We start from the raw sequence: 25373 nt of genomic DNA on the forward strand, positions 1-25373 counted from the left end.
CGACAGGCATGAAAAAGGCGATCCGAAGATCGCCTTTTTTATTGCCCGTTTTTTACTTCACGACCTTCAGACTCGGCCTGCCACTCGGACGTGGCGGTTCGCTGTCTGGCGGAGGCGTATCGTCTTCGATCTCGATCTCGATTTCCTCGCCCTCTTCCATGGAAGGCTCCAGATCGAAAACCATGCCCTGACCGTTCTCGCGGGCATAAATACCCAGGATGGCAGCGACAGGTACGTAAAGCGTGTGCGGCACACCGCCGAAGCGGCCTTCGAAACTGACCGCTTCGTTATCCATATGCAGATGACGCACGGCACTGGGCGAAACATTCAGGACAATCTGCCCGTCATTGGCAAACCCTTGCGGGACCTGCACCGACGGGTAATCCGCATTGACCAGCACATGCGGGGTGCAATCGTTATCGACGATCCACTCATAGAGAGCACGAACAAGATAAGGGCGACTGGAGTTCATCAACGGCTCCTTAAGCCTTAGCGCATTTCACGTTCGGCAGCAGACAGACTCGTCTGAAAAGCCTCACGCGCAAATTGGCGCTCCATGTAATCAAGCAACGGCTTGGCAGGCCGCGGCAATTCAATACCCAAAATTGGCAAACGCCAGAGTATGGGGAGTAGACAGCAGTCAACGAGACTTAGCTCGTCGCTCATGAAAAAAGCTTTTTCCGCGAACAACGGGGAAACCCCGGCCAGACTCTCGCGAAGCTCCTTGCGCGCCTGAACACGAGCAGGCTCTTTGCTGCGCGTGTCCAGAATCAGGTCGACAAGGCCGCACCAGTCTCTCTGGATACGATGGATCAGCAAACGGCTATTGGCACGGGCAACCGGATAGACGGGCAGCAGAGGCGGATGTGGATAGCGCTCATCCAGATACTCCATCACCACGGTCGACTCGTACAACGCCAGGTCACGATCGACGAGGGTCGGCACGCTGCCGTACGGATTTACTTCAATCAGTTGCGGCGGATGACGACCTGCCACCACTTCAATGATTTCGGCGCTGACACCCTTCTCGGCGAGCACAATGCGTACGCGATGAGAATAGTGGTCGGCGGGGTCGGAGTAGCAGGCCAACCGGTTGGTCACGCCCATGGCGATCCTCCTCGCTTGTTAAAATTTATCGGACAGACGAACGAACGCGCTTCAAGGGCGCATCCGATAATGAACGCAACAGGACAGGTGTTCGTCGCGGGCCACAAGATAGCTCATTTACGCGATGTAAATTCCGTAATCTTCGTCGACAGGCGGATAAATTTCACAATATCGACGTAAAACAAGCAGCCCAAAAACACCTTAACCGTAAAACACACGCCCATAAAAAAACGCCCAGCCCCGCGAGGGGATGGACGTTCTTTCTTTGAACGAAGAGCGTATTAACGCTTCGAGTACTGCGGACGCTTACGCGCTTTACGCAGACCGACTTTCTTACGTTCAACTTCACGAGCATCGCGAGTCACGAAGCCTGCTTTACGCAGAGCGCCACGCAGTGTCTCGTCGTACTGCATCAGAGCGCGAGTGATACCGTGGCGGATTGCGCCAGCCTGACCACTTACACCGCCACCGATAACGGTGACGTAGATGTCGAACTTTTCAACTGTCTCGGTCAGTTCCAGCGGCTGACGAACTACCATGCGGGCAGTTTCGCGACCGAAGAAATTGTCCAGGGAGCGGTTGTTGATCGAGATGTTACCAGTACCCGGACGCAGGAAAACGCGAGCGGTTGCGGTCTTGCGACGGCCAGTGCCGTAATTTTGAGTCGCCGACATAATGAACTATTCCGTTAAAACTTCAGTTCTTGGGGCTGCTGAGCAGTATGAGGGTGTACAGCGCCCGCATAGACTTTCAGCTTACGATACATGTCGCGACCCAGCGGGTTCTTAGGCAGCATGCCTTTGACCGCGGTCTCGATCACGCGCTCAGGAGCTTTGGCGATCAGCTTTTCGAAGTTGATCGACTTGATCCCGCCCGGAAAACCGGAGTGTGAGTAGTAGATCTTGTCGGTGGTCTTGGCACCAGTAACGCGGATCTGCTCGGCATTGATCACGACGATGTAGTCGCCGGTATCAACGTGCGGAGTGTATTCCGGTTTGTGCTTGCCACGCAGACGGCTCGCGATTTCGGTGGCCAGACGACCCAGGGTCTGACCAGCAGCGTCGACGACGAACCAGTCGCGCTTAACTGTTTCCGGTTTAGCAGTAAAAGTTTTCATTCTTTATAGCCTCAGGGGCCGCCCTGAAAATTAGACGGCGGATCTTACTGAATAGTGCGTACTTTGACAAGTCAAAGGCAGCCGGAAACAGACGCTATCGGGGGCTCGGGTCAGCGCGTCCGTTATACGGCAAGATTCTTCGGCAGACGGCGCATCACTTCCACTGCAAAGAGCTGGCGGATTATACAGACTGTAAAAATAACCTCAACCGGATTTTTTGTTCACATTCTGTTTATTGCCTGCGGGGCGTGGATTGGCGGATATTTACCCCCCTTAGCACAAAGCCATCATGGGTACCCTGCCAAGGAGCCCCACGTAACGAGGCTGGACAGTTTTGGCAAAAAATAAGACGATCCAGCCGTTGCTTGACCATTTACCCATATAAGAATAACGACTATGCCGATCCGACACGCCACTCTTCTGCGCCGCGTAAGCATCCTGACCACGGACAAGATGTTTGCCTCGACCGTCATGCAGGCCAAGGACTTCTTCCATCTGGCGAGCCTGCGCTACAGCAAGCAATTGGGCCACGGCCTCGTACCCGCCTTCGAAACGCGCCTGGTCAGCCCGGACGGGCTTTCGGTCAGCAGCTTCAGCGACGTCACCCTGCCGGTCGACGGCGCGCTGTGCCAGAGCGACATCATCGTCATCCCGGCCTTTTGGGACGATTTTGAAACCCTCTGCCAGCGTTACCCACAGATCCTGCCGTGGTTGCGCGAGCAGCACGCCAACGGTGCCGTACTCTGCGCCGAAGCCACCGGTGTCTACTGGCTTGCCGAAGCCGGCTTGCTGGACGGCAAGGAGGCGACGACCTACTGGCGTTTTTTCAGCGCATTTGCCGAGCGCTATCCCAAGGTCCTGCTCAATCAGGAGAAGCACCTGACCGATGCCGACAACGTGTATTGCGCGGGCGGCACGACCTCGGCCTGCGATCTGTACATTTATCTGATCGAGCGCTTCTGCGGCGCCAATGTCGCCCAGGCCGTCGCCCGCGACATCCTCTATGAAGTGCGGCGCACGTACTCGCCGGGGCGAATCGGCTTTGGCGGTCAGAAGCTTCATCAGGACGTGGTCATTCTGCAGATTCAGCACTGGCTGGAAGAGCACTTTGCCGACAAGTTCCGTTTTGAAGACGTGGCCCGCGAGCACGGCATGAGCATTCGCAATTTCATGCGCCGCTTTCAGACCGCCACAGGCGACAAGCCGCTGCATTACCTGCAACGGCTGCGGATCGAAACGGCAAAGGGATTGCTCTCGGGGACGCGCAAGAGCATCAAGACCATCAGCTACGAAGTGGGCTACGACGACGCCAGCTTCTTTGCCCGACTGTTCCGCCAGCACACCGAGCTGTCACCCAATCAGTACCGGCAACAGTTCGAGAGTCAGAGGGAGAAGCTATAAGCTGCAAGCTGCAAGCTGCAAGCTGCAAGAGCCTGGGCTTTTAGCTTGCGGCTTGCAGCTTGAAACTTGCCGCAGCGACTAGGCCCTGTGCGCCCGCGAGAGGAACTCGTGGGACTGCATTTCCAGCAGACGGCTCAAGGTGCGCTGGAACTCGAACATCAAGCGGCCACCGGTGTACAGGTCCTTCAATTCAACCTCGGCCGAGATGATCAGCTTGACGTTGCGATCGTAGAACTCGTCGACCATGTTGATAAAGCGTCGGGCGATGTCGTCAGTGGCAACGTCCATCTGCTCGACACCGCTGATCAGCACGGCATGGAAGATCTTGCCCAGCTCGATGTAGTCGTTCTGACTGCGCGGGCCGTCGCACAACTCACGGAAGTCGAACCATGCCACATCGTCACAGGTGCGCAGCGCACGGATCTCGCGGTTTTCGATCATCAACACATCGTTTTCGATGGTTTCTGCGCAATCCGGCGTCAGTGCCTTGAAGCTTTTACGCAGACTTTCCTGTGCAACTTCGTTGAGCGGGAAGTGGAACAGTTCGGCCTGCTCCAGATGCCGCAGACGGTAATCGACGCCACTGTCGACGTTGACGATGTCGGTGTTCTGCTTGATCAGCGCGATGGCCGGCAGGAAGCGCGCCCGCTGCAGGCCGTCCTTGTACAGACCGTCCGGAACGATGTTGGAAGTCGCCACCAGCGTCACGCCGTTCTTGAACAGCTCTTCCATCAGCGTGCCAAGGATCATGGCATCAGTGATATCGGAGACGAAAAATTCGTCGAAACAGATGACCCGCGCCTCGTCGGAAAAACGCCTGGCGATGATCGTCAGCGGGTTTTTCTCGCCCTTGAGGGTCTTCATCTCTTCGTGCACGCGCTTCATGAAGCGGTGGAAGTGCGTACGGACCTTGTCCTGGAACGGCAGCGCGTCGAAGAACGTATCGACCAGATACGTCTTGCCGCGACCTACGCCACCCCAGAAGTACAGCCCCTTGACCAGCGTCTGCTCTTTCTTGCCGAACAGTTTGCCGAACAGGCCGGGCTTGCTGTCGTGAGCGGCGATCAGATCGTCGTACAGGCGCTGCAGATGACGCACAGCGTTTTCCTGAGCGGCATCGTGAAAGAAGTCCGGGCGTTTCAGATCAGCTTGATATCGTTCTAGGGGCGTCATAATTCGTTAGCAAGGCAACAAAAACGGGTCGTCACTGTAGCGACGACCCCGGGGATTGGCAATCAGTCCTGTTGGGGAGCGAGCGCCAGCTTGAGCGTTTCGATGGCACTGTCGCGCGTGGCAGCGTCGGCGAATACCGGACTGTCCGCCACACAGGCGCCGTTCAGCCACAGCGTGAAGCGATCGTCTTCGCTGCGCAGGTCCAGTTCACCGCCCTGCTGCAACTGCTTGCTGACCACGCCAGCCGCCTTGCCATCGGCAAAATTGCGCGACAACAGCAACTGCTCGCCATCGGCTGCCAGCAGACGGAAACGGAAGCTGCCGTCGTCTTCACGGAAGCTGACGAAACGGGCGCCTTTAGTGGCCTTCTTCTTGCCGGTGTCGGCGTTCTGCACCACGGTACGGAACGACCGCAGGCCCACCGCCTCGCGCAACTCTTCGAGGAAAGGGGTGGCGACACGTCGGGCTTTCTGTGCGCCAGCGAGCAGGATGTCTTCGAGATCGGCAGGACGCTCGATCAGCCCCAGATACTTTTCACGGGGCTCGCTAAGCTGCGCATCCAGCAACGTGAACAGACGATTCTTGGCTTCACCCCAACCCAGGCCCTGCAACAGGTCGGAACGGAATTCAGCGCACTGCTCGGCGGTCGAGAAGGCCTGATACAGGGTAAACAGGTGCGAGGTGTCCGGGTCTTTTGCTTCACCCGGCGCACGTGAGTCGGTGACGATGCGCGATATCGCGCCTTTCATGTCCTTGGCAGCGCTGAACAACGGGATGGTGTTGTCGTAGCTCTTGGACATCTTGCGACCGTCCAGACCGGGCAGCGTCGCCACGCTCTCTTCGATCAGCGCCTCGGGCATGACGAAGAATTCCTTGCCATTGCCGAACAGGTGATTGAAACGCTGGCCGATGTCGCGTGCCATTTCAACGTGCTGAATCTGATCGCGGCCTACCGGAACCTGATGCGCATTGAACATCAGGATGTCGGCAGCCATCAGCACCGGGTAGCTGTACAGCCCCATGGTGATGCCTGCATCCGGGTCTTCACCACCTTCCACGTTCTTGTCTACCGACGCCTTGTAGGCGTGGGCGCGATTGAGCAGGCCCTTGGCCGCGACGCAGGTGAGCAGCCAGGTCAGTTCCGGGATTTCAGGGATGTCCGACTGGCGATAGAAGGTCACACGATCAACGTCCAGCCCCGCCGCCAGCCAGGTCGCGGCGATTTCCAGACGCGAGCGCTGAATGCGCAGCGGGTCATCGCATTTGATCAGCGCGTGGTAGTCGGCCAGAAAGTAGAACGAGTCGAAATCGCTCTGACGGCTGGCGACAATGGCCGGGCGAATGGCGCCCGCGTAGTTGCCCAGATGGGGAGTGCCGGTGGTCGTGATACCGGTCAGGATACGAGTGGTCATGGCAGGTCGCTTATCAATAGGATGCAATACGGGCTGCAATCAGCTGGAAAGTCGCGGCAGGAGCAGATCTTTCAGATCAGTCAGCTTGCCGTGAAAAAAGTGTCCGCATTCTGCCACTTTCAGCAGCTCATGGGGACGTTGCAACGCGGCGGACCATGCATAGACCGTCTCGGGATCGATCACTTCGTCGTTCTCCGGCTGAATGATCGTCAGCGGGCAGGCCTTGGGCAGTACGCTCTGATCCTCAAGGCGCGACGCCGCAGCCGCAATCAGAAACAGATGGGTGAGCGTTTCACCCTGCGCTTCCAGCCTGCCACCCAGATTGGCAGCGACGTAGCCGCCAAAGGAAAATCCGAACAGGGTCATCGGCAGATCTGGATGTTGCGCCCGCAGCCATTGGGCGGCAGCCTGGGCATCATCGATCTCGCCCGGCCCGGCAACCGAGGTACCGGCACTGGCACCGACGCCGCGATAATTGAAGCGCAACGTGATCAAACCCTGATCGCGTGCGGTACGCTGCAATGTCGAGACGACTTTATTGAGCATCGTTCCGCCCTGTATCGGGTTAGGATGGCAGATCAGTGCAACACCTCGGGCGTCGGGGACGTCCTGGTACAGCGCTTCGAGCTGGCCTTCAGGGCCATCGATAAATAATGGGGTTTCACGCATGAGCAAAACAGAACTCCGTGACCTCGAAATGGGTCGACTCGTCTAGCTGATTGTCTGCGGCTTGCATATCAACGATACGTCGCGGGTATACAGCGCAGGTTCGAGCCGTTAACGTAAAGCAAAGCCGTTTATAGAGGAAGGACTCGTGGAACACTCGCTCTTAGTCTGGTTGTTGCCGACGCTCGCCCTGGTGGCCGGTGTCGTCATTGGTTTTCTGGTGGCACGCCTGCTGCCCAACACCGTTCCGAACAGCACCCAGCGCCAGCTGGATGACATTCAGGAGCGTTTCGACGCCTATCAGAACGAGGTAGTCACGCACTTCAACAGCACGGCCAATCTGGTCCAAAAGCTTTCACAGAGCTATCAGGATGTTCAGGAACACCTTGCCGAGGGCGCCAACCGCCTGGCTCTCGACGAGCTGACCCGCCAACGCCTGCTGGCCGCGCTGCACCCTGAGGCCAGTCATGCGCACCGCGATCATCGCGACCGCCTGACCCCGCCACGCGACACTGAAACACCCAAGGATTACGCCCCCAAGTCGCCCAACACCCCGGGCATGCTCGATGAGCATTACGGCTTGAAGAAGTAAGCTTTCGCAGCCACACAAAAAGCCCGCCGCAGAGAGCATCTGCGGCGGGCTTTTCTGTGGATTGAAACTGCAATCCCTTGCCCCGCTAGAGGCTATGAATCAGATCGCGCCGCGGCTGCGCAGCAGCTCCAGCACCTGCCTGACGCTTTCTTCGACGTTGAGTGTCTGCGTGTCGATCACCAGATCGGCATTCAGCGGCACGTCATACGGGAAGGACTCGCCAGGAATGTTGTCGCCATCGGCGGCATACAGGCCCTGTGGATCACGCTCGCGGCAGACCGCTGGCGATGCCTGCACATAGACGGTAAGCAGACGATCCTTGCCGATCAGCGCCTTGGCGCGCTCACGCCCTTCTGCATCCGGTGCAACGAATGCCGCCAGGGTCAGCAGGCCGGCTTCGTTGAACTGACGCGCCACATGAGCGGCACGGCTCCAGTTCTCGGTACGACCGGCACGGTCCTGTGACAAGCCCTTGTTCAGGTCATGACGCAGGTTCTGACCGTCCAGCACATAGACCGCACGGCCCATGTCGAACAGCTTGCGCTCGACGGCATAGGCCAGGGTGCTCTTGCCCGCACCGGACAGGCCGCTGAACAACACGGTGGCCGGTTGCTGGCCGAAGCGCTGCGCGCGCTCCTCAGTGGAGACGTGAGCCCGTTCGCCATGGTGCTGCGAGCCACCACCTGAAACCGGCTTGGCGATGATCATGCCCGCAGCAACGGTGCCATTGGTCAAACGATCGATGACGATGAACGAACCCGTGGTGCGGTTGCTGCTGTAGCCGTCCAGCGCGATAGGCGCATCAAGGCTGACCTTGACCCGGCCGATCTCGTTCAGCTGCAACGAGCTGGCAGGGCCTTCCTGCAGCGTGTTCACATCGACCCGGTGGGTGATGCTGGCGATGGAGCCCGGCACATAGCTGGTGGCGCGCTTGATGTCGTACTTCTTGCCCGGCAGCATCGGCTCTTCGGCCATCCACACCAGCATGGCATCGAACGCATCGCTGACCTGCGGAACGTTGTCGGCATGCACCAGCAGATCACCACGGGAAATGTCGATCTCGTCTTCCATGGTCAGCGTCACCGCCTGACCCGGCCCCGCCTGCTCCAGCTCGCCCTCAAAGGTGACGATGGACTTCACACGGCTGCTTTTGCCCGACGGCAGCACGACGATCTCGTCGCCCTTGTGCACGATGCCGCTGGCCAGCGTACCGGCGAAGCCGCGGAAGTTCAGGTTCGGACGATTGACGTACTGCACCGGGAAACGCAGGTCCGCATAGTTGCGGTCGCTGGCGATTTCGACAGTTTCGAGAATTTCCATCAGCGACTGGCCGGTGTACCACGGCGAACGCTCGCTCTTGTTCACCACGTTGTCGCCCTTGAGCGCCGACATCGGCACAAAAGCCATGGTGGTCGGCTTGAACGCGATGCCCTCGGCAAACTTCAGGTAATCGGCCTTGATCGACTCGAAAACGCTTTCATCGAAGCCGTTGAGGTCCATCTTGTTGATGGCGACGACGATATGCTTGATGCCCAGCAGCGAGGCGATATAGCTGTGACGACGGGTCTGGGTCTGCACGCCATAGCGGGCGTCCACCAGAATGATCGCCAGGTCACAGGTCGACGCACCGGTAGCCATGTTGCGGGTGTACTGCTCGTGGCCCGGGGTGTCGGCGATGATGAACTTACGCTTGGCGGTGGAGAAATAGCGATAAGCGACATCGATGGTGATGCCCTGCTCCCGCTCGGCCTGCAGGCCATCCACCAGCAACGCCAGATCGACATCATCGCCGGTGGTGCCGGACTTCTTCGAGTCACGGGTGATGGCTTCCAGATGATCTTCGTAGATCATCTTGGAGTCGTGCAGCAGACGCCCGATCAGCGTGCTCTTGCCGTCATCGACGTTGCCACAGGTAAGAAAGCGCAGCATTTCCTTGCGTTCGTGCTGGCCGAGATAGGCGAGGATGTCCTCGCTGATCAAATCAGATTGGTGACTCATAGCGGTTGAGCTCCAAGCTGTAAGCTTCAAGCGGCAAGCTTGTCGGCGTACAGCTATTCAGAAATTTTGTTGATCAGCCCGCACAGCATTTTCGAGAGCTCGCGGGTTTCAGTAATCAATGCTGCTGCAACTGCCTCAGGGATATAACCGATTTCACTGCCGATCATGAGCTGAGTTCTCAGCTCGCCGCACGAGGCTTTCGCAATATACAAAAAGCGACATTTGTCCTTGGCAGTGAATCGCTCCATGCCCTCAGCAATATTGCTTGGTACCGACAAACCAGAGCGTGTGATCTGGCTTCTGAAAGCCAGATCAGGGCAAGACACCGTTTGCCTGTAGAGAATGACCGCCAGCGCCTTTGCTCTTTGCCATACCAAGAGTCTCTCGAAGTCCATTTCGATCCCCTGCTTTTAATTTTCTTGTAGCTTGCCGCTTGAAGCTAAAAGCTGCTCCTTAGAAATAACCCTGACGTTTCTTTTCTTCCATCGAACCAGCGCCGTCATGGTCAATGACCCGGCCCTGGCGTTCGGAAGTTCGCGTCAGCAACATTTCCTGAATGATGTCGGTCAGGCTGGTCGCTTCGGACTCGACGGCACCGGTCAGCGGGTAGCAGCCCAGAGTGCGGAAACGGACCTTTTTCTTGACGATGCGCGACTTCTCTTCATCGGTGAGATGCTCGAGGATGCGCTCGTCGTCGATCATGATCAGCGTGCCGTTCTTCTCGATAACGTCGCGCTCGGCGGCGAAATACAGCGGCACGATCGGGATGCCTTCCAAGTAGATGTACTGCCAGATGTCCAGCTCGGTCCAGTTGGAGAGCGGGAACACACGAATCGACTCACCTTTGTTGACGTTGCCGTTGTAGACGTTCCACAGCTCGGGACGCTGGTTTTTCGGGTCCCAGCGGTGCTTGCTGTCACGGAACGAGTAGACGCGTTCCTTGGCCCGGGACTTTTCTTCGTCGCGTCGGGCACCGCCAAAGGCGGCGTCGAAACCATGCTTGTCGAGCGCCTGCTTCAGGCCCTCGGTCTTCATGATGTCGGTGTGTTTGGCGCTGCCGTGGGTGAACGGATTGATGCCCTGTGCCACGCCATCGGGGTTGATGTGGGTGATCAGGTCCAGGCCCATTTCCTCGACCATCTGGTCACGAAAGCGATACATCTCCTGGAATTTCCAGCGCGTATCGACGTGCATGACCGGGAATGGCAGTTTACCGGGGAAGAATGCCTTGCGCGCCAGGTGCAGCATCACGGCCGAATCTTTGCCGATCGAGTACAGCATCACCGGGTTATCGAACTCGGCGGCGACCTCGCGGATGATGTGGATGCTTTCCGCCTCCAGCTGTTTCAGATGCGTCAGTTTGTCAACCATGGCTACTCACGGATTGCGTTCGTTATGGACCGGGAAACCCCGGGGCGGCCAGCGGGCCGTATTCGAGCCGCGCACTTTAACATGCGTGATATCGCTAATCAGCGATGCAACTAGATCGAAACGATCTATGCATATGCCCTGCTGTTTGATCGTTCAAATCGGGTTCGGGCAGTCGATAAAGATATGTTCGAGCGCAAACCGCCGCGCCAGATAATCGCCCAGCGCCTGCACGCCGTAGCGCTCGGTGGCATGATGACCGGCGGCAATGAAGCTGATGTCATTCTCGCGTGCACTATGAAACGTCTGCTCCGACGCTTCGCCACTGAGGAACAGATCGACGCCTTCCAGCACCGCCTGATCGATATAGTTCTGACCACCGCCCGTGCACCAGCCGACACGGCGAATCATCTGACTGCCTTCGATGAGCAACGGCTCACGACCCAGCGCATCCTGCACACGACGGGCGAAATCCCGTGCAGTCACGGGCTCGGACAATGAGCCGATCAGCCCGACCACACGCGGGTTTTCAGGGTCCAGAGGGCCTTCGACCGTGATGTCCAGTTGACGCGCCAGTTGCACGTTATTGCCCACCTCGGGGTGCACATCCAGCGGCAGGTGATAGGCCAGCAGGCTGATGTCATGCTTGAGCAGGGTTTTCAGGCGACGCTGCTTCATACCGACGACACACGGGTTTTCGCCCTTCCAGAAATAACCGTGGTGGACCAGAACCAGATCAGCCTGAGCGTCGACTGCCGCGTCCAGCAGGGCCTGACTGGCCGTCACGCCGCTGACGATGCGCATGACTTGCGGACGCCCTTCGACCTGCAGGCCATTGGGGCAGTAATCCTGAATCCGGGCACTGTTCAGATAGCGGTCGGCTTCTTCGACCAGGGTGCTCAGGGCAACAGCCATAAAAGACTCCTAAATATGCAGTTCAGAGCTGCGTTGTACTCGTATAATGCCCGCCATTATGGCGCACCCGTGGCAAAACTTTCTGCGCCCGCAACCATCAGGACTTGTTAAATGTTCAAGGCACTGCGTTTTTTCGGCTGGCCATTGCTGGCTGGCGTGCTTATCGCCATGCTGATTATTCAGCGCTATCCGCAGTGGGTCGGCCTGCCGAGCCTGGATGTCAATCTGCAACAGGCCCCGCAGACCACCAATGTCATGCAAGGTCCGTCTTCCTATGCCGACGCGGTCATTGCCGCAGCGCCCGCGGTGGTCAACCTCTATACCACCAAGATGGTCAACAAGGGCAACAACCCGCTTTTCGAAGACCCGCAGTTCCGACGCTTCTTCGGCGATAACACGCCCAAGCAGAAGCGCATGGAATCGAGCCTGGGTTCTGGCGTCATGATGAGCCCCGAAGGCTACATACTGACCAACAACCACGTCACCACCGGCGCTGACCAGATCGTGGTCGCGCTCAAGGACGGCCGTGAAACCATTGCCCGGGTCATCGGCAATGACCCGGAAACCGACCTCGCGGTGCTCAAGATCGACCTGAAAAATCTGCCGGCGATTACCATCGCGCGCTCTGACAGCATCCGCATCGGCGACGTGGCACTGGCGATCGGCAACCCGTTCGGGGTCGGCCAGACCGTGACCATGGGCATCATCAGTGCCACCGGGCGCAATCAGTTGGGCCTCAACACCTATGAAGACTTCATTCAGACCGATGCGGCCATCAACCCGGGTAACTCGGGGGGTGCGCTGGTGGACGCCAGCGGCAACCTGATCGGTATCAATACCGCGATCTTTTCCAAGTCCGGCGGCTCGCAGGGCATCGGCTTCGCCATTCCGACCAAGCTGGCCATGGATGTCATGAAGTCGATCATCGAGCACGGTCAGGTCATTCGTGGCTGGCTGGGCATCGAAGTTCAACCCCTGACTCAGGAACTGGCCGAATCCTTCGGGCTGAAGGATCGTCCAGGCATCGTTGTGGCGGGCATCTTCCGCGACGGCCCGGCGCAGAAAGCCGGACTGCAACTGGGTGACGTGATCCTGAGCATCAATGGCGAACCTGCCGGCGACGGTCGTCGCTCGATGAACCAGGTGGCGCGTACCAAACCCAAGGACAAGATTGCCATCGACGTGATGCGCAACGGCAAGGAAATGCGCCTGAGCGCCGAAGTCGGCCTGCGTCCACCGCCCGCCCCTACCCCGGTCGCAGCGCCGGAGTGATGCGCCAGTACCTCAAAATGAGGTACAGCACAGATCAGTGACGCCCGAAATAAAGGGCGTCCAGGCTTCTGCCCAAAGGACGTGGGAGCCAACTGCTCGCGAAGGCGTAGTAACGGATATATAGATTTTCAGCGACTGCACCGGCCCCTTCGTGAGCAGGCTCACTTCCACAGGTCCGGCGTGTTTTCAAGCCCTGTGGATCACTCCCGCAGGTCGGGGGTGTTTTCGAGCCACGTAGATGTTCTGCAGCAGCGCTGATCTTGTGGGAGCGAGCTTGCTCGCGAAGGCGTAGTCACGGATATATAGATTTTCAGCGACTGCCCCGGCCCCTTCGTGAGCAAGCTCACTCCCACAGGTCCGGCGTGTTTTCAAGCCCTGTGGATCACTCCCGCAGGTCGGGGGTGTTTTCGAGCCACGTAGATGTTCTGCAGCAGCGCTGATCTTGTGGGAGCGAGCTTGCTCGCGAAGACGGTGTTTCAGTCGATGCATTTTCGGCGTTTGTGCAGACCCTTTCGCGAGCAAGCTCGCTCCCACAGGTCCGAGGTGTTTTCGAGCCATGTGGATTACTTACACAGGTCGGCGATGAGTGACGGCGCAGAGTCAGCCCGTGTTCGGGCTGACCGATCCGCTTCTCAGAGGTCGCTCAGACCTTCCAGCAACGCCTGGTGCTGCTCTGGCGTGCCGATGCTGATGCGCAGGAACTGGGCGATTCGCTGCTGTTTGAAGTGGCGGACGATGACGCCCTGCTCGCGCAGTCTGGCAGCCAGTGCTGCGGCATCGTGTTGCGGGTGGCGGGCGAAGATGAAGTTGGCTGCCGATGGCAGCACCTCAAAGCCTTTGCCCTGCAGTTGCTCGACCAGTGCCTCGCGGCTTTCGATGACCTTGTTGCGGGTCATCTCGAAGTGCTCGCGATCCTCGAAAGCGGCCGCCCCACCCACATTGGCCATACGGTCCAGCGGATAGGAGTTGAAGCTGTTCTTGACCCGCTCCAGCGCCTCGATCAGGTCAGGATGCCCCACCGCCAGGCCGACGCGCAGGCCGGCCAGCGAGCGCGACTTGGACAGGGTCTGGGTGACCAGCAGGTTCGGGTAACGATCGACCAGCGTAATGGCTGTCTCGCCACCAAAGTCGATATACGCTTCATCGACGACCACCACCGAATCCGGGCTGGCCTTGATGATCTGCTCGACCTTGTCCAGACCGAGCAGGCAACCGGTCGGCGCATTCGGGTTGGGGAAGATGATCCCGGCATTCGGTCTGGCGTAGTCTTCGGCACGAATCTGGAACTGTTCGTCCAGCGGGACCGTTTCATAGTCGATGCCATACAGACCGCAATACACCGGATAGAAGCTGTAGCTGATATCCGGGAACAGCAGCGGAGTATCGTGCTGAAACAAGGCATGGAAAATGTGCGCCAGCACTTCATCCGAGCCGTTGCCCAGGAATACCTGACTGGGCTGCACCTTGTAGTAATCGGCGACAGCGTGCTTGAGCAGATCGCTGTTGGGGTCCGGGTACAGGCGCAAGTCGTCGGTCAGCGCAGCGCGCATGGCGTCAATGGCCTTTGGCGAAGGGCCATACGGGTTTTCATTGGTATTGAGCTTGACCAGTCGGGTCAGTTTCGGCTGTTCGCCCGGCACATAAGGCACCAGATCGCTGACAAAAGGGCTCCAGAATTTGCTCATTATTTGCCGTCCTCTGTGTTGCCTGCTTTCCAGTCAGGGTCAGTGATTCGGTATTCGGCACTGCGCGCGTGGCCGCTCAGGGATTCGCCACGAGCCAGCACGGACGCGGTCTTGCCCAGCTCGGACGCACCTTGCGGCGAGCAATAGATGATCGACGAGCGCTTCTGGAAATCGTAGACGCCCAGCGGCGAGGAAAAACGCGCCGTGCCGGAGGTCGGCAGCACGTGGTTGGGACCTGCGCAATAGTCGCCCAGTGCTTCGGAGGTGTGACGCCCCATGAAGATCGCACCCGCATGGCGAATCTGCGGCAGCCAGGCTTCCGGATCGGCGACCGACAGTTCGAGGTGCTCGGGCGCAATGCGATTGGCGACTTCGATGGCCTGGGCCATGTCAGCCACCTTTATCAGCGCGCCGCGACCGTTGATCGACGTTTCGACGATGGCCGCCCGCTCCATGGTCGGCAGCAGACGGGTGATGCTGGCCGCCACCTTGTCGAGAAATTCGGCATCCGGACTGACCAGAATGGCCTGGGCATCTTCGTCGTGTTCGGCCTGCGAGAACAGGTCCATGGCAATCCAGTCAGGATCGGTCTGGCCGTCACACACCACCAGAATCTCGGAAGGACCGGCGATCATGTCGATCCCGACTTGGCCGAACACGTGACGCTTGGCGGTGGCCACATAAATGTTGCCAGGGCCGACCACCTTGTCGACTTTCGGCACGCTTTCAGTACCGTAAGCCAGCGCTGCAACAGCCTGCGCACCGCCGATGGTAAACACCCGGTCGACACCTGCAATGCAGGCAGCGGCCAGCACCAGCTCGTTGATTTCACCACGCGGCGTCGGCACGACCATCACCACCTCGGTCACACCTGCCACCTTGGCCGGTATGGCGTTCATCAAAACCGACGACGGGTAGGAAGCCTTGCCACCCGGCACGTACAGGCCTGCACGGTCCAGCGGCGTGACCTTCTGGCCCAGCACCGTGCCGTCGGCCTCGGTGTAGCTCCAGGAATCCTGCTTCTGCTTTTCGTGGTAGCTGCGCACACGCTCGGCGGCCTTTTCCAGGGCTTCGCGCTGAACCGGGGTAATGCGCGTCAACGCAAGTTCCAGACGCTCGCGAGGCAGGATCAGGTCGGCCATCGACGCAACCTGCAGCCCGTCGAACTTCTGGGTGAACTCGACCAGCGCCGCGTCGCCACGCTCACGCACCGCCTTGATGATGTCGAGCACGCGCTGGTTGACCGAATCGTCAGACACACTTTCCCAGCTCAGCAGATGATCCAGATGTCGTGCGAAATCCGGGTCAGCAGCGTCGAGTCGTCGAATTGCAGTGGGAGTGGTCATAGCGGGGCCTCAATAATTGGCGGATGCTCAGGAGCCTAAAGCTACCAAGCTATCCGCGCAGGCACCTGAGAAATCTGGCTATGACACGGATAGCTGGACGCAACTCAACGTTGCGTGAATGAATCAGCTACGGTGTCGCGACTCCACTGCCTTGCGCAGGGTGTCGATGAGGGCCTGAATGCGTGCGTGCTGCATCTTCATGGAGGCCTTGTTCACCACCAGACGCGAGCTGATGGTCGCGATCAGTTCCTGAGGCTCGAGGCCGTTGGCGCGCAAGGTGTTACCGGTGTCGACCACGTCGATGATCTTGTCTGCCAGACCAATCAGCGGCGCCAGCTCCATGGAGCCGTATAACTTGATGATATCGACCTGACGCCCCTGCTCGGCGTAGTAACGCTTGGCAACGTTGACGAACTTGGTCGCTACGCGCAGACGGCCCTTGGGCTCGACCGCCCCGATGGCACCCGCAGTCATCAGCCTGCATTTGGCAATCTGCAGGTCCAGCGGCTCATACAGGCCCTGACCGGTGTATTCCATCAACACATCCTTGCCTGCGACGCCCAGATCGGCGGCACCATGCTCGACATAGGTCGGCACGTCGGTGGCGCGCACGATCAGCAGGCGCACATCGGCCTGAGTCGTGGGGATGATGAGCTTGCGGCTCTTGTCCGGATTCTCGGTCGGCACGATGCCTGCTTCAGCGAGAAGCGGCAGGGTGTCGTCAAGAATGCGGCCCTTGGACAGTGCGATGGTCAACATGGGAAACGTAAGTCCTTATCAGGAAACTTTTGTCACGACGCAAGCGGCGCATGACAACCCTCAGGCCTGTTGACCTGAAGTGAAACGAATCAGAAATCACACCCGCGACAGAACAGGCGGCCCCGATGCCAGCGGCATCAGGGCCGCGTGCTGCTAGCCCGGAACGCGGCGGATCTTGGCACCCAGCATTTGCAGCTTCTCTTCGATGCACTCGTAACCACGGTCTATGTGGTAGATGCGGTCGATCAGCGTGTCACCCTGGGCAACCAGCGCCGAGATCACCAGACTGGCCGATGCACGCAGGTCGGTGGCCATGACTGGCGCGCCCTTGAGCACTTCGGTGCCGGTGACAATAGCGGTATTGCCTTCAACCTGAATCTGAGCGCCCATGCGGTGCATTTCATACACGTGCATGAAGCGGTTTTCGAAGATGGTCTCGATGACCGCCCCCGTGCCTTCGGCAATCGCGTTGAGCGAGATGAACTGCGCCTGCATGTCGGTCGGGAACGCCGGGTAAGGCGCGGTACGCACATTGACCGCCTTCGGACGCTTGCCGTGCATGTTCAGCTCGATCCAGTCTTCACCGGTCGTGACTTCTGCACCCGCTTCCTGAAGCTTGAGCAGCACAGCTTCGAGGATGGTCGGATCGGTGTCCTTGACCTTGACGCGACCGCCGGTAACGGCAGCGGCCACCAGGTAGGTGCCGGTCTCGATACGGTCAGGCATGACCTTGTAAGTGGCCGGGCCCAGGCGCTTGACGCCATCGATGGTGATGGTGTCGGTACCTGCGCCGTGAATCTTGGCACCCATTGCGATCAGGAAGTTGGCCAGATCGACAACCTCGGGCTCGCGCGCGGCGTTCTGCAGCACGCTGCGACCGTTGGCGAGGCTGGCAGCCATCATGATGTTTTCGGTACCGGTCACGCTCACGGTATCGAAGAAGAAGTTGGCACCGCGCAAGCCACCCTCAGGTGCCTTGGCCTTGATGTAGCCACCTTCGACGTCGATGATCGCGCCCATGGCCTCAAGACCGCGGATGTGCAGGTCTACCGGGCGCGAACCGATGGCACAGCCACCCGGCAGAGCCACTTCAGCCTCGCCGAAACGAGCGACCATCGGGCCCAGCACCAGAATCGACGCGCGCATGGTTTTCACCAGCTCGTACGGGGCGACCAGGGTCTTGATGGTGCGCGGGTCGATCTCGACACTGAGCTTTTCGTCGATCACAGGCTCGATGCCCATGCGACCGAACAGCTCGATCATGGTCGTGATGTCGTGCAGGTGCGGCAGGTTCTGAACGGTGACGGGTCCGTCCGCCAGCAACGTGGCGGCTAGGATCGGCAGGGCAGAGTTCTTTGCCCCGGAAATGCGAATTTCGCCATCAAGACGAACGCCGCCGGTAATAATCAGTTTATCCATTAGAGTCTCGACACCAATTGGCTCAGGAACGCTCGGCCCATGCAGCGCGGCTGAAAAATTTCATGGTCACCGCGTGGATGCTGCCATCGGCAATCCAGGGGTTCAGATGGGTATAAATCTGTTGCTGACGCTTGACCGGGCTCAGGCCGGCCAACTCGTCGCTGATGATATTCAGCTGGAAGTTACAGCCTTCGCCTTCGACTTCCACTTTGATTTCCGGCAGCTTTCCTTCAAGGAAGCTTTTAACTTCTACGGCCTGCATGCTTAACCTCGATCGGCGCTGTACGCGCGCGGGTCTGGCATCATACAAAAAAAGCCCATGTTATGCGAAGCCCGACAAGCAGGTCCCGGATAAAGGGCTTTTTCGATAGTGCCTTTCAGTGGGCGTCCAGCAGCTCGGTCAAACCTGATACGCGAGCTATCTGGCGCATGTCTTCGGGGAGCGAGCGGAGGGTCATCGACTTTCCCGCATCCCGGGCATCGCGCATGAACGCCAGCAACAAGGCCAGGCCGACGCTGCTGGACTTCTCGACCCCCGAGCAGTCAAGTGTGAGGTCTGCCAGATCACCGGATTTGATCAGTGCCGCACCCTGCTTGCGCAGTTGCGGCCCTGTGCGGTAATCCAGCACCCCGATCAGTCTGAGCTCACCCGGCCCGACAAGGCGAACGGCAGATTCGGTCATTGCACCGGCTTCTGCGTGGCATCAACGGTAGATTTGGTCTTGGCCACTTCGCCAGCCCAGTTGTTGATGGTGGTGTCCAGGTTGTTGCCGTTGCGCTGCATGGCATCGGCGAACTGGTCACGGAACAGCTTGCCGATATTGATGCCGTTGATGACGACGTTACGCACTTTCCACTCGCCGTTCAGCTTGACCAGCGTGTAGGAGACCGGATAGACCGCGCCGTTATTGCCCTTGACCTGCATGTCCACGCTGGTGCGGTCATCGCCTTCATCCTTGGCAGGTGCGACGGTGATGCCCTGGTTGTTGAATTCAAGCAACGCATTGCCATAGAACTGCATCAGGCTGCGCTTGAAGTTTTCCTCGAAACGCTTCACCTGTTCAGGGCTTGCCTTGCGGGAATACTTCACGGTCATGATGCTTTTGGAGATGCCGTCGGCATCCACGACAGGACCGACGATGCGGTTCAGGGCATCGTAGAACGCGCTTGGGTTGGATTTGTACTGCTCGCGATTGGTCGCCAGGTCACTCAACAGTTCCTTGGTGGTGCGCTCCACCAGGTCATGAGCCGACGGGGTCGCCGCGGCATTCGCCAGCATTGGCAGAGTGGCCAGCAATACCAGCAGACCACGGCGCAGAATAGAGATCATTTGAAGCTCCTCACTTGGCGTCTTTACTAACAGTATTGAGCAGGAATTTTCCGATCAGGTCTTCCAGCACCAGCGACGACTGCGTGTCATGGATAGTCCCGCCATCCTTGAGCAGCTTGTCATCACCACCGACGCTGAGACCGATGTATTTTTCACCCAGCAAACCAGCCGTCAGAATCGACGCAGTCGAGTCCGAAGGCAGGTTATCGACCTTCTTCTGAATCTCCAGCGTGACGCGACCGGTAAAGGTATCGCGATCCAGATCGATCGCCGTCACCTTGCCGATCGTGACGCCAGCCATGCTTACCTTGGCTCTGACAGTCAAACCGGCAATATTGTCGAAGTAGGCATAAAGTTTATAGGTGTCGGTGCTCGCGCTTGTGCTCAGACCACTGACTCGCAGGGCCAGCAGGAGCAGAGCCAGTATCCCCGCCAGCAGGAACAGACCGACTCCGGTTTCGATGGCACGGTTTTGCATCAGAAATCTCCAAACATCAAAGCGGTCAAAATAAAGTCCAGTCCCAGCACGGCCAACGAGGCGTAAACGACGGTTCTGGTCGTCGCGCGACTGATCCCCTCGGAAGTAGGCTCGCAATCGTAACCCTGGAAAACGGCAATCCATGTCACCACGAAGGCAAATACGACGCTTTTGATCACCCCATTGAGCACATCGTTCGTGAAAGAAACGCTGTTCTGCATGTTCGACCAGAAAGAACCGTCATAGACTCCCAGCCAATCGATCGCCACCCAGGAAGCGCCCCAGATACCGACCACGCTGAAGATCATCGCCAGAATCGGCAGCGAGATGAACCCGGCCCACAGACGCGGCGCCACGATGTACTTGAGCGGATCGACACCGATCATTTCAAGGCTCGACAGCTGCTCGGTGGACTTCATGTTGCCGATCTCGGCGGTCAACGCAGAGCCTGCACGACCGGCGAACAGCAAAGCCGTCACCACAGGGCCGAGTTCACGCAACAGCGTCAGGGCAACCATCTGGCCGACCGCCTGCTCCGAACCGTATTTGGTCAGGATGCTGAAGCCCTGCAGCGCCAGCACCATGCCGATGAACATGCCGGACACCACAATGATGACCAGCGACATGACGCCAACCGAATACAGCTGCCTGACCAGCAGTTGGAAACTGCTGCCCGCACCGCCACGACCGAGCAAGGCATGCACCAGAAACAGACCGGAACGCCCCAGAACAGTAACAATATCAATGGCCGAGCGCCCCAGCAGGCGAACCCGGTCCATGAGTGACTTATTGCGCATCAGCGCTTCCCCAATAGATCTTCGCGAAAATCCGGCGCCGGATAGTGGAACGGTACAGGGCCGTCCGGTTCGCCGGTCATGAATTGACGAATACGTGGATTGTCCGAGGACATCAGTTCCTGAGGCGTACCCTGCCCCAGCACCTGCCCGTCGCCGACAACATAGAGATAGTCGGCAATGCTCGCCGTCTCGCTGAGGTCATGGGACACCACGATACTGGTGATACCCAGCGCGTCGTTGAGCAGGCGGATCAGACGCACCAGCACCCCCATCGCAATCGGGTCCTGCCCGACGAAGGGCTCGTCATACATGAGAATCTGCGGATCGAGAGCGATTGCGCGCGCGAGCGCGACACGACGCTTCATGCCGCCCGACAATTCGTCCGGCATCAGTTCCACCGCACCGCGCAGGCCCACGGCCTGAAGCTTGAGCAGAACGATGTCGCGGATCATTTCTTCCGGCAGCTCGGTATGCACGCGCAGGGGAAAGGCGACGTTTTCGAAAACATCCAGATCGGTAAACAGCGCACCGCTCTGAAACAAAACGCCCATCTGCTTGCGGGCATCGAACAGATCACTGCGCGATAGCTCAGGCAGATTCTGGCCATTGACCCACACCTGCCCTTCGCTCGGGCGCAACTGGGCACCCATCAGGCGCAGCAGGGTCGTCTTGCCGCAGCCTGACGGCCCCATGATCCCGGTGACCTTGCCGCGCGGAATACGAATATCAACGTTATTGAAAATGCTGCGCGCACCGCGTTTGAAAGACACACCTTTCAACTCGACCGCATAGGCGTCATCAGGACTCATCTAAACTCCTTGCGATACAGCTTCCGCCACAAGCCGCCGGTTGTTGAACACCGACAGGCTGTCCAGGCGTGCCGAACAGGCCGCGAACTATATCACCGCAGCCACCCGCCCCCAAGAAGAGAACCGAGTGGTTCAGGTATTCGCTGAATTATTCTGTACCACAATGTTATGGCCACAGGCTTGAATACAGACCCGCAAGTACGTAGGAAATTCGTTTAAAAACAACACAACGACGATCAGACGTGAGGGAATCGTTCATTACCGCTATAATCGCCGCCTTTCAGCAGGCTGACCCTTTCCAGACATGAACCAATCCAGTGACCTGATCCAATCGGCGCAACGCACCATTCGCCTTGAGATAGAAGCCATGCAAGGCTTGCTTGAACGTCTTGACGGCGATTTTGTGCGCGCGTGCGAAATGATCCTCGCCAGCAAAGGGCGCGTGGTCGTGGTCGGCATGGGCAAGTCCGGACACATCGGTAACAAGATCGCCGCCACCCTGGCGAGCACCGGCACCACCTCGTTTTTCGTGCATCCGGCCGAAGCCAGCCATGGCGACATGGGCATGATCACCCGTGATGACATCATCCTGGCCCTGTCGAACTCCGGCAGCACCAACGAAATCGTCACCCTGCTGCCACTGATCAAGCGCCTGGGCATAAAGATGATCAGCCTGACCGGCGACCCCGAGTCCATTCTGGCCAAGGCTGCCGACATAAACCTCAACGCGCATGTCGTGCATGAGGCCTGCCCGCTCAACCTGGCACCGACGTCATCGACAACCGCCGCACTGGTCATGGGCGACGCCCTCGCCGTGGCGCTGCTCGACGCGCGCGGTTTCACTGCCGAAGATTTCGCATTCTCCCATCCGGGCGGCGCACTGGGTCGCCGCCTGCTGCTCAAGGTCGAGAATGTGATGCACTCCGGCGAATCACTGCCCAGCGTGCAACGTGGCACCCTGTTGCGCGACGCACTGCTTGAAATGACTCGTAAAGGTTTGGGCATGACGGCCATCGTCGAAGCCGACGGCACACTGGCCGGCATCTTCACGGACGGTGACTTGCGCCGGACACTGGACCGCCCCGTCGATATCCGCCAGACCATCATCGACGAGGTCATGACGCTTCATGGCAAGACCGCCCATGCCGAGATGCTCGCCGCCGAGGCGCTGAAAATCATGGAGGACAACAAAATCAGTGCGCTTGTTGTCGTAGACCAGAACGACCGGCCGGTTGGCGCATTCAACCTGCAGGATCTCCTGCGCGCAGGCGTCATGTAATGGAAACCGAAATAATGACCCAGGATCTCATGCAACGCGGCAAGGCCATCAAGCTGGCAGTCTTCGATGTCGATGGCGTGCTGACCGATGGCCGCCTTTACTTCATGGAAGACGGCAGCGAGATCAAGACATTCAATACTCTCGACGGCCAGGGCATTAAAATGCTGATAGCCTCGGGCGTCACCACGGCGATCATCAGTGGCCGCAAGACCGCGATAGTCGAGCGCCGGGCAAAGAGCCTGGGCATTGAACACCTGTTTCAGGGACGTGAAGACAAACTGGTGGTACTGGACAAGTTGCTGGCAGAACTCAACCTGAGTTACGAACAGGTCGCCTATCTGGGTGATGATCTGCCAGACTTGCCCGTCATCAGACGCGTCGGCCTGGGCATGGCAGTGGCCAATGCTGCCGGCTTTGTACGCGAGCACGCACACGGGATAACCAGGGCGCGAGGCGGCGAAGGTGCAGCGCGCGAATTCTGCGAACTGATTCTGAGTGCGCAAGGCAACCTTGAAGCGGCTCACTCCGCCTATTTATAGAAGCCATTATGTTCACTAAAAAAATTCGCAAGTTCCTGCTTCTCGGGGTACTGGCGCTGCTGCTGGCAGCGGTCGGTTACTGGAACATCAGCCCGGAAAGCTTCATGGACCAGCCTGATGCGTCGCTTGACGACACGGCGATCGACTACTATGCGATCAATACTCGCAGCGTGCAGTACCTGCCAGACGGCACACTTCAGTACGACATGACCTCCGACAAGGTCGAGCATGTGAAGGCCACAGATGTGAGCCTGCTGACGACACCCAATCTGAACATGTACCGCGGCGGAGCATTTCCGTGGCACGTGCAAAGCAAACGAGGTGAAGTTTCGTCCGACGGCGATCAGGTCGAGCTGATGGATTCCGTTCGTGTTGAACGCACCGATGAAAAACAGCGCACGACCATTATTACCAGCAGCCGCATGACCGTATTTCCTCAGAAGGAATATGCGCAGACCGACCAAGACGTTAGAATCGACGGCGCGGGCGGTGTCACTACGGCCAAGGGAATGAAAGCGTATTTGAAAGACAGCAGGATGGACCTGCTGTCCAACGTAAGAGGACAGTATGAGGCTCGTTAAAACTCTTCCTTTATTGCTCGGCCTGGGCGCAGCACTGGGAAGCGCGAGCGCCTGGTCCCTGCCAACCGACCGAGATCAGCCTATCCACATCCAGTCTGACGATGCTCAGCTCGATGACAAGAAAGGCGTGGCGACCTACAAGGGCAATGTCATCATCACTCAGGGCTCGATGAAAATCACGGGCAACACCGTGACAATCACGCGTAATGCCCAGGGCGAAGTCGACGTCTTCACCTCCGTCGGCAACCTGGCTTACTACGAGCAGAAGCCTGCCGTAGACAAACCGATCGTGCAGGCCTATGCCGTCACCATCCAGTATTACGCTGGCCAGGACCGTATCGTCCTGATCGACAAGGCCAAGGTCATCAATGATGGCAACACCTCGGAAGGCGAGAAAATCGTCTACGACACGGTTAGACAGGTCGTCACCGCCGGTCGGGCCAATGGCGGCGCCAAGGTGACCACACCACGTCCGCGTATCGACATGGTCATCCAGCCGAAAAAGAAAACTGATCAACCTCAGAAGGCCCAGTAAATGGCGACGCTCAAAGCCCAGCATCTGGCTAAAAGCTACAAAAGCCGGCAGGTCGTGCGCGATGTGAGCATTTCCATCGACAGCGGCCAGATCGTCGGCCTGCTGGGCCCGAACGGTGCCGGCAAGACCACCTGCTTCTACATGATCGTGGGTCTGGTCCAGGCTGATCAGGGGCGCGTGCTGATTGACGATCTGGATGTCAGCCATCAACCCATGCACGGTCGCGCCCGCGCAGGCATCGGCTACTTGCCTCAGGAAGCCTCGATCTTTCGCAAGCTGTCGGTGTCCGACAACATCATGGCGATTCTCGAGACCCGCAAGGAGCTCGATGCCGGTGCGCGCCGCAAGGAACTGGAAAGCCTCCTGCAGGAGTTCCACATCACCCATATCCGCGACAACCTGGGCATGAGCCTGTCCGGCGGTGAACGTCGCCGCGTGGAAATCGCTCGAGCCCTGGCCACCGCACCGAAATTCATCCTGCTGGATGAACCGTTCGCAGGTGTCGACCCTATTTCGGTAGGCGACATCAAGCAGATCATTCACCATCTCAAGGCCAAGGGTATCGGTGTACTGATCACTGACCACAACGTCCGGGAAACGCTGGATATCTGCGAAATGGCCTACATCGTCAACGATGGACAGCTGATTGCGGAAGGCGATTCCGAAACCATTCTGGCGAATCAGCTGGTGAAAGAGGTCTACCTCGGCCACGAGTTCCGCCTTTAATCGACTGCCCTTTGCGCTTCGCAGCCGATTGATGCCTATGCAGTGTATTGACAACATTTTATTTGTCAT

The 25373-nt window shown here is 58.5% G+C and carries 29 protein-coding genes; 8 read left to right on the top strand and 21 right to left on the bottom strand.

Annotated features, from left to right (window positions below):
• Positions 1-52: 52 nt before the first annotated feature.
• From KUIN1_RS21425 to rplM, 4 genes are all read right to left on the bottom strand, one after another.
• Positions 53-472 (bottom strand): ClpXP protease specificity-enhancing factor, encoded by a 420-nt coding sequence (locus tag KUIN1_RS21425; protein ID WP_003313571.1) that lies wholly within the window; start codon positions 470-472, stop codon positions 53-55.
• A 17-nt stretch (positions 473-489) separates the two neighbouring features.
• Positions 490-1107, bottom strand: a complete 618-nt coding sequence (locus tag KUIN1_RS21430) for a glutathione S-transferase N-terminal domain-containing protein (RefSeq protein WP_003406040.1) — start codon at positions 1105-1107, stop codon at positions 490-492.
• A 281-nt stretch (positions 1108-1388) separates the two neighbouring features.
• The gene (rpsI, locus tag KUIN1_RS21435; RefSeq protein ID WP_002555064.1) at positions 1389-1781 is read right to left on the bottom strand and encodes a 30S ribosomal protein S9; all 393 of its coding nucleotides are present in this window, start codon (positions 1779-1781) and stop codon (positions 1389-1391) included.
• Positions 1782-1795: 14 nt separating this feature from the next.
• Complete coding sequence (rplM, locus tag KUIN1_RS21440; protein WP_002555065.1) at positions 1796-2224, bottom strand: 50S ribosomal protein L13; 429 nt, start codon at positions 2222-2224, stop codon at positions 1796-1798.
• A gap of 495 nt (positions 2225-2719) precedes the next feature.
• Between rplM and KUIN1_RS21445 the strand changes: the two genes are divergently transcribed.
• Positions 2720-3625, top strand: a complete 906-nt coding sequence (locus KUIN1_RS21445) for a GlxA family transcriptional regulator (RefSeq protein ID WP_161632426.1) — start codon at positions 2720-2722, stop codon at positions 3623-3625.
• A gap of 78 nt (positions 3626-3703) precedes the next feature.
• On the opposite strand, the gene zapE is transcribed toward KUIN1_RS21445, so the two are convergent.
• From zapE to KUIN1_RS21460, 3 genes are all read right to left on the bottom strand, one after another.
• Positions 3704-4798, bottom strand: coding sequence for a cell division protein ZapE (zapE, locus tag KUIN1_RS21450; RefSeq protein WP_003406046.1), 1095 nt, complete (start codon positions 4796-4798; stop codon positions 3704-3706).
• A 62-nt stretch (positions 4799-4860) separates the two neighbouring features.
• Positions 4861-6210, bottom strand: a complete 1350-nt coding sequence (locus KUIN1_RS21455) for a tryptophan--tRNA ligase (protein ID WP_011268853.1) — start codon at positions 6208-6210, stop codon at positions 4861-4863.
• Positions 6211-6249: 39 nt separating this feature from the next.
• Positions 6250-6879, bottom strand: coding sequence for an alpha/beta hydrolase (locus KUIN1_RS21460; RefSeq protein WP_024651836.1), 630 nt, complete (start codon positions 6877-6879; stop codon positions 6250-6252).
• Positions 6880-7024: 145 nt separating this feature from the next.
• On the opposite strand from KUIN1_RS21460, the gene KUIN1_RS21465 reads away from it, so the two are divergent.
• The gene (locus KUIN1_RS21465; RefSeq protein WP_003406053.1) at positions 7025-7468 is read left to right on the top strand and encodes a YhcB family protein; all 444 of its coding nucleotides are present in this window, start codon (positions 7025-7027) and stop codon (positions 7466-7468) included.
• A 99-nt stretch (positions 7469-7567) separates the two neighbouring features.
• On the opposite strand, the gene cysN is transcribed toward KUIN1_RS21465, so the two are convergent.
• From cysN to KUIN1_RS21485, 4 genes are all read right to left on the bottom strand, one after another.
• Positions 7568-9466: a sulfate adenylyltransferase subunit CysN gene (gene cysN, locus KUIN1_RS21470; protein WP_152092281.1), complete on the bottom strand. Its 1899-nt coding sequence runs from the start codon at positions 9464-9466 to the stop codon at positions 7568-7570.
• 53 nt (positions 9467-9519) lie between these two features.
• Positions 9520-9861 (bottom strand): four helix bundle protein, encoded by a 342-nt coding sequence (locus KUIN1_RS21475; protein ID WP_103377908.1) that lies wholly within the window; start codon positions 9859-9861, stop codon positions 9520-9522.
• Between the two features lie 58 nt (positions 9862-9919).
• Complete coding sequence (gene cysD / locus KUIN1_RS21480) at positions 9920-10837, bottom strand: sulfate adenylyltransferase subunit CysD (protein WP_003313577.1); 918 nt, start codon at positions 10835-10837, stop codon at positions 9920-9922.
• 153 nt (positions 10838-10990) lie between these two features.
• Positions 10991-11749 carry a Nif3-like dinuclear metal center hexameric protein gene (locus KUIN1_RS21485; protein WP_003406058.1) on the bottom strand — a complete coding sequence of 253 codons (759 nt, stop codon included), beginning with the start codon at positions 11747-11749 and terminating at the stop codon, positions 10991-10993.
• Positions 11750-11860: 111 nt separating this feature from the next.
• Between KUIN1_RS21485 and algW the strand changes: the two genes are divergently transcribed.
• Complete coding sequence (algW, locus tag KUIN1_RS21490) at positions 11861-13021, top strand: Do family serine endopeptidase AlgW (protein WP_003340656.1); 1161 nt, start codon at positions 11861-11863, stop codon at positions 13019-13021.
• Between the two features lie 632 nt (positions 13022-13653).
• Here algW and hisC read toward each other — a convergent pair.
• The 10 genes from hisC to KUIN1_RS21555 form a co-directional block, all read right to left on the bottom strand.
• Positions 13654-14706: a histidinol-phosphate transaminase gene (gene hisC, locus KUIN1_RS21505; RefSeq protein WP_054092910.1), complete on the bottom strand. Its 1053-nt coding sequence runs from the start codon at positions 14704-14706 to the stop codon at positions 13654-13656.
• Positions 14706-16052, bottom strand: a complete 1347-nt coding sequence (gene hisD / locus KUIN1_RS21510; protein ID WP_003400252.1) for a histidinol dehydrogenase — start codon at positions 16050-16052, stop codon at positions 14706-14708. Before hisD ends, hisC begins: the two co-directional genes overlap by 1 nt.
• Positions 16053-16175: 123 nt before the next feature.
• Positions 16176-16811, bottom strand: a complete 636-nt coding sequence (gene hisG, locus KUIN1_RS21515) for an ATP phosphoribosyltransferase (RefSeq protein WP_005739058.1) — start codon at positions 16809-16811, stop codon at positions 16176-16178.
• 153 nt (positions 16812-16964) lie between these two features.
• Positions 16965-18230 (bottom strand): UDP-N-acetylglucosamine 1-carboxyvinyltransferase, encoded by a 1266-nt coding sequence (gene murA / locus KUIN1_RS21525; RefSeq protein ID WP_002555078.1) that lies wholly within the window; start codon positions 18228-18230, stop codon positions 16965-16967.
• 22 nt (positions 18231-18252) lie between these two features.
• Entirely contained in the window at positions 18253-18492 is a 240-nt protein-coding gene (locus KUIN1_RS21530; RefSeq protein ID WP_002555079.1) for a BolA family protein, read from the bottom strand.
• A 115-nt stretch (positions 18493-18607) separates the two neighbouring features.
• Positions 18608-18913, bottom strand: a complete 306-nt coding sequence (locus tag KUIN1_RS21535; RefSeq protein ID WP_003313585.1) for an STAS domain-containing protein — start codon at positions 18911-18913, stop codon at positions 18608-18610.
• Positions 18910-19560: an MlaC/ttg2D family ABC transporter substrate-binding protein gene (locus KUIN1_RS21540; RefSeq protein WP_003400251.1), complete on the bottom strand. Its 651-nt coding sequence runs from the start codon at positions 19558-19560 to the stop codon at positions 18910-18912. Before KUIN1_RS21540 ends, KUIN1_RS21535 begins: the two co-directional genes overlap by 4 nt.
• 10 nt (positions 19561-19570) lie before the next feature.
• Entirely contained in the window at positions 19571-20038 is a 468-nt protein-coding gene (gene mlaD, locus KUIN1_RS21545; protein ID WP_003313587.1) for an outer membrane lipid asymmetry maintenance protein MlaD, read from the bottom strand.
• Positions 20038-20835: a lipid asymmetry maintenance ABC transporter permease subunit MlaE gene (gene mlaE, locus KUIN1_RS21550; RefSeq protein ID WP_003313588.1), complete on the bottom strand. Its 798-nt coding sequence runs from the start codon at positions 20833-20835 to the stop codon at positions 20038-20040. The genes mlaD and mlaE overlap by 1 nt, the downstream gene beginning before the upstream one ends.
• The gene (locus tag KUIN1_RS21555) at positions 20835-21644 is read right to left on the bottom strand and encodes an ATP-binding cassette domain-containing protein (protein ID WP_003313589.1); all 810 of its coding nucleotides are present in this window, start codon (positions 21642-21644) and stop codon (positions 20835-20837) included. Before KUIN1_RS21555 ends, mlaE begins: the two co-directional genes overlap by 1 nt.
• 304 nt (positions 21645-21948) lie before the next feature.
• On the opposite strand from KUIN1_RS21555, the gene KUIN1_RS21560 reads away from it, so the two are divergent.
• The 5 genes from KUIN1_RS21560 to lptB are packed head-to-tail and all read left to right on the top strand — an operon-like array spanning position 21949 to position 25304.
• The gene (locus tag KUIN1_RS21560; RefSeq protein WP_003400250.1) at positions 21949-22923 is read left to right on the top strand and encodes a KpsF/GutQ family sugar-phosphate isomerase; all 975 of its coding nucleotides are present in this window, start codon (positions 21949-21951) and stop codon (positions 22921-22923) included.
• Entirely contained in the window at positions 22923-23462 is a 540-nt protein-coding gene (locus KUIN1_RS21565) for a KdsC family phosphatase (protein ID WP_003413390.1), read from the top strand. Before KUIN1_RS21560 ends, KUIN1_RS21565 begins: the two co-directional genes overlap by 1 nt.
• Before the next feature lie 8 nt (positions 23463-23470).
• The gene (gene lptC, locus KUIN1_RS21570; protein WP_003400249.1) at positions 23471-24043 is read left to right on the top strand and encodes an LPS export ABC transporter periplasmic protein LptC; all 573 of its coding nucleotides are present in this window, start codon (positions 23471-23473) and stop codon (positions 24041-24043) included.
• Entirely contained in the window at positions 24030-24578 is a 549-nt protein-coding gene (gene lptA / locus KUIN1_RS21575) for a lipopolysaccharide transport periplasmic protein LptA (protein WP_003424523.1), read from the top strand. Before lptC ends, lptA begins: the two co-directional genes overlap by 14 nt.
• Positions 24579-25304, top strand: a complete 726-nt coding sequence (gene lptB, locus KUIN1_RS21580; RefSeq protein WP_003313594.1) for an LPS export ABC transporter ATP-binding protein — start codon at positions 24579-24581, stop codon at positions 25302-25304.
• Positions 25305-25373: the final 69 nt, after the last annotated feature.

The organism is Pseudomonas sp. KUIN-1 (assembly GCF_009176725.1).
In the GTDB taxonomy this organism is placed as follows: Bacteria; Pseudomonadota; Gammaproteobacteria; order Pseudomonadales; family Pseudomonadaceae; genus Aquipseudomonas; species Aquipseudomonas fragariae.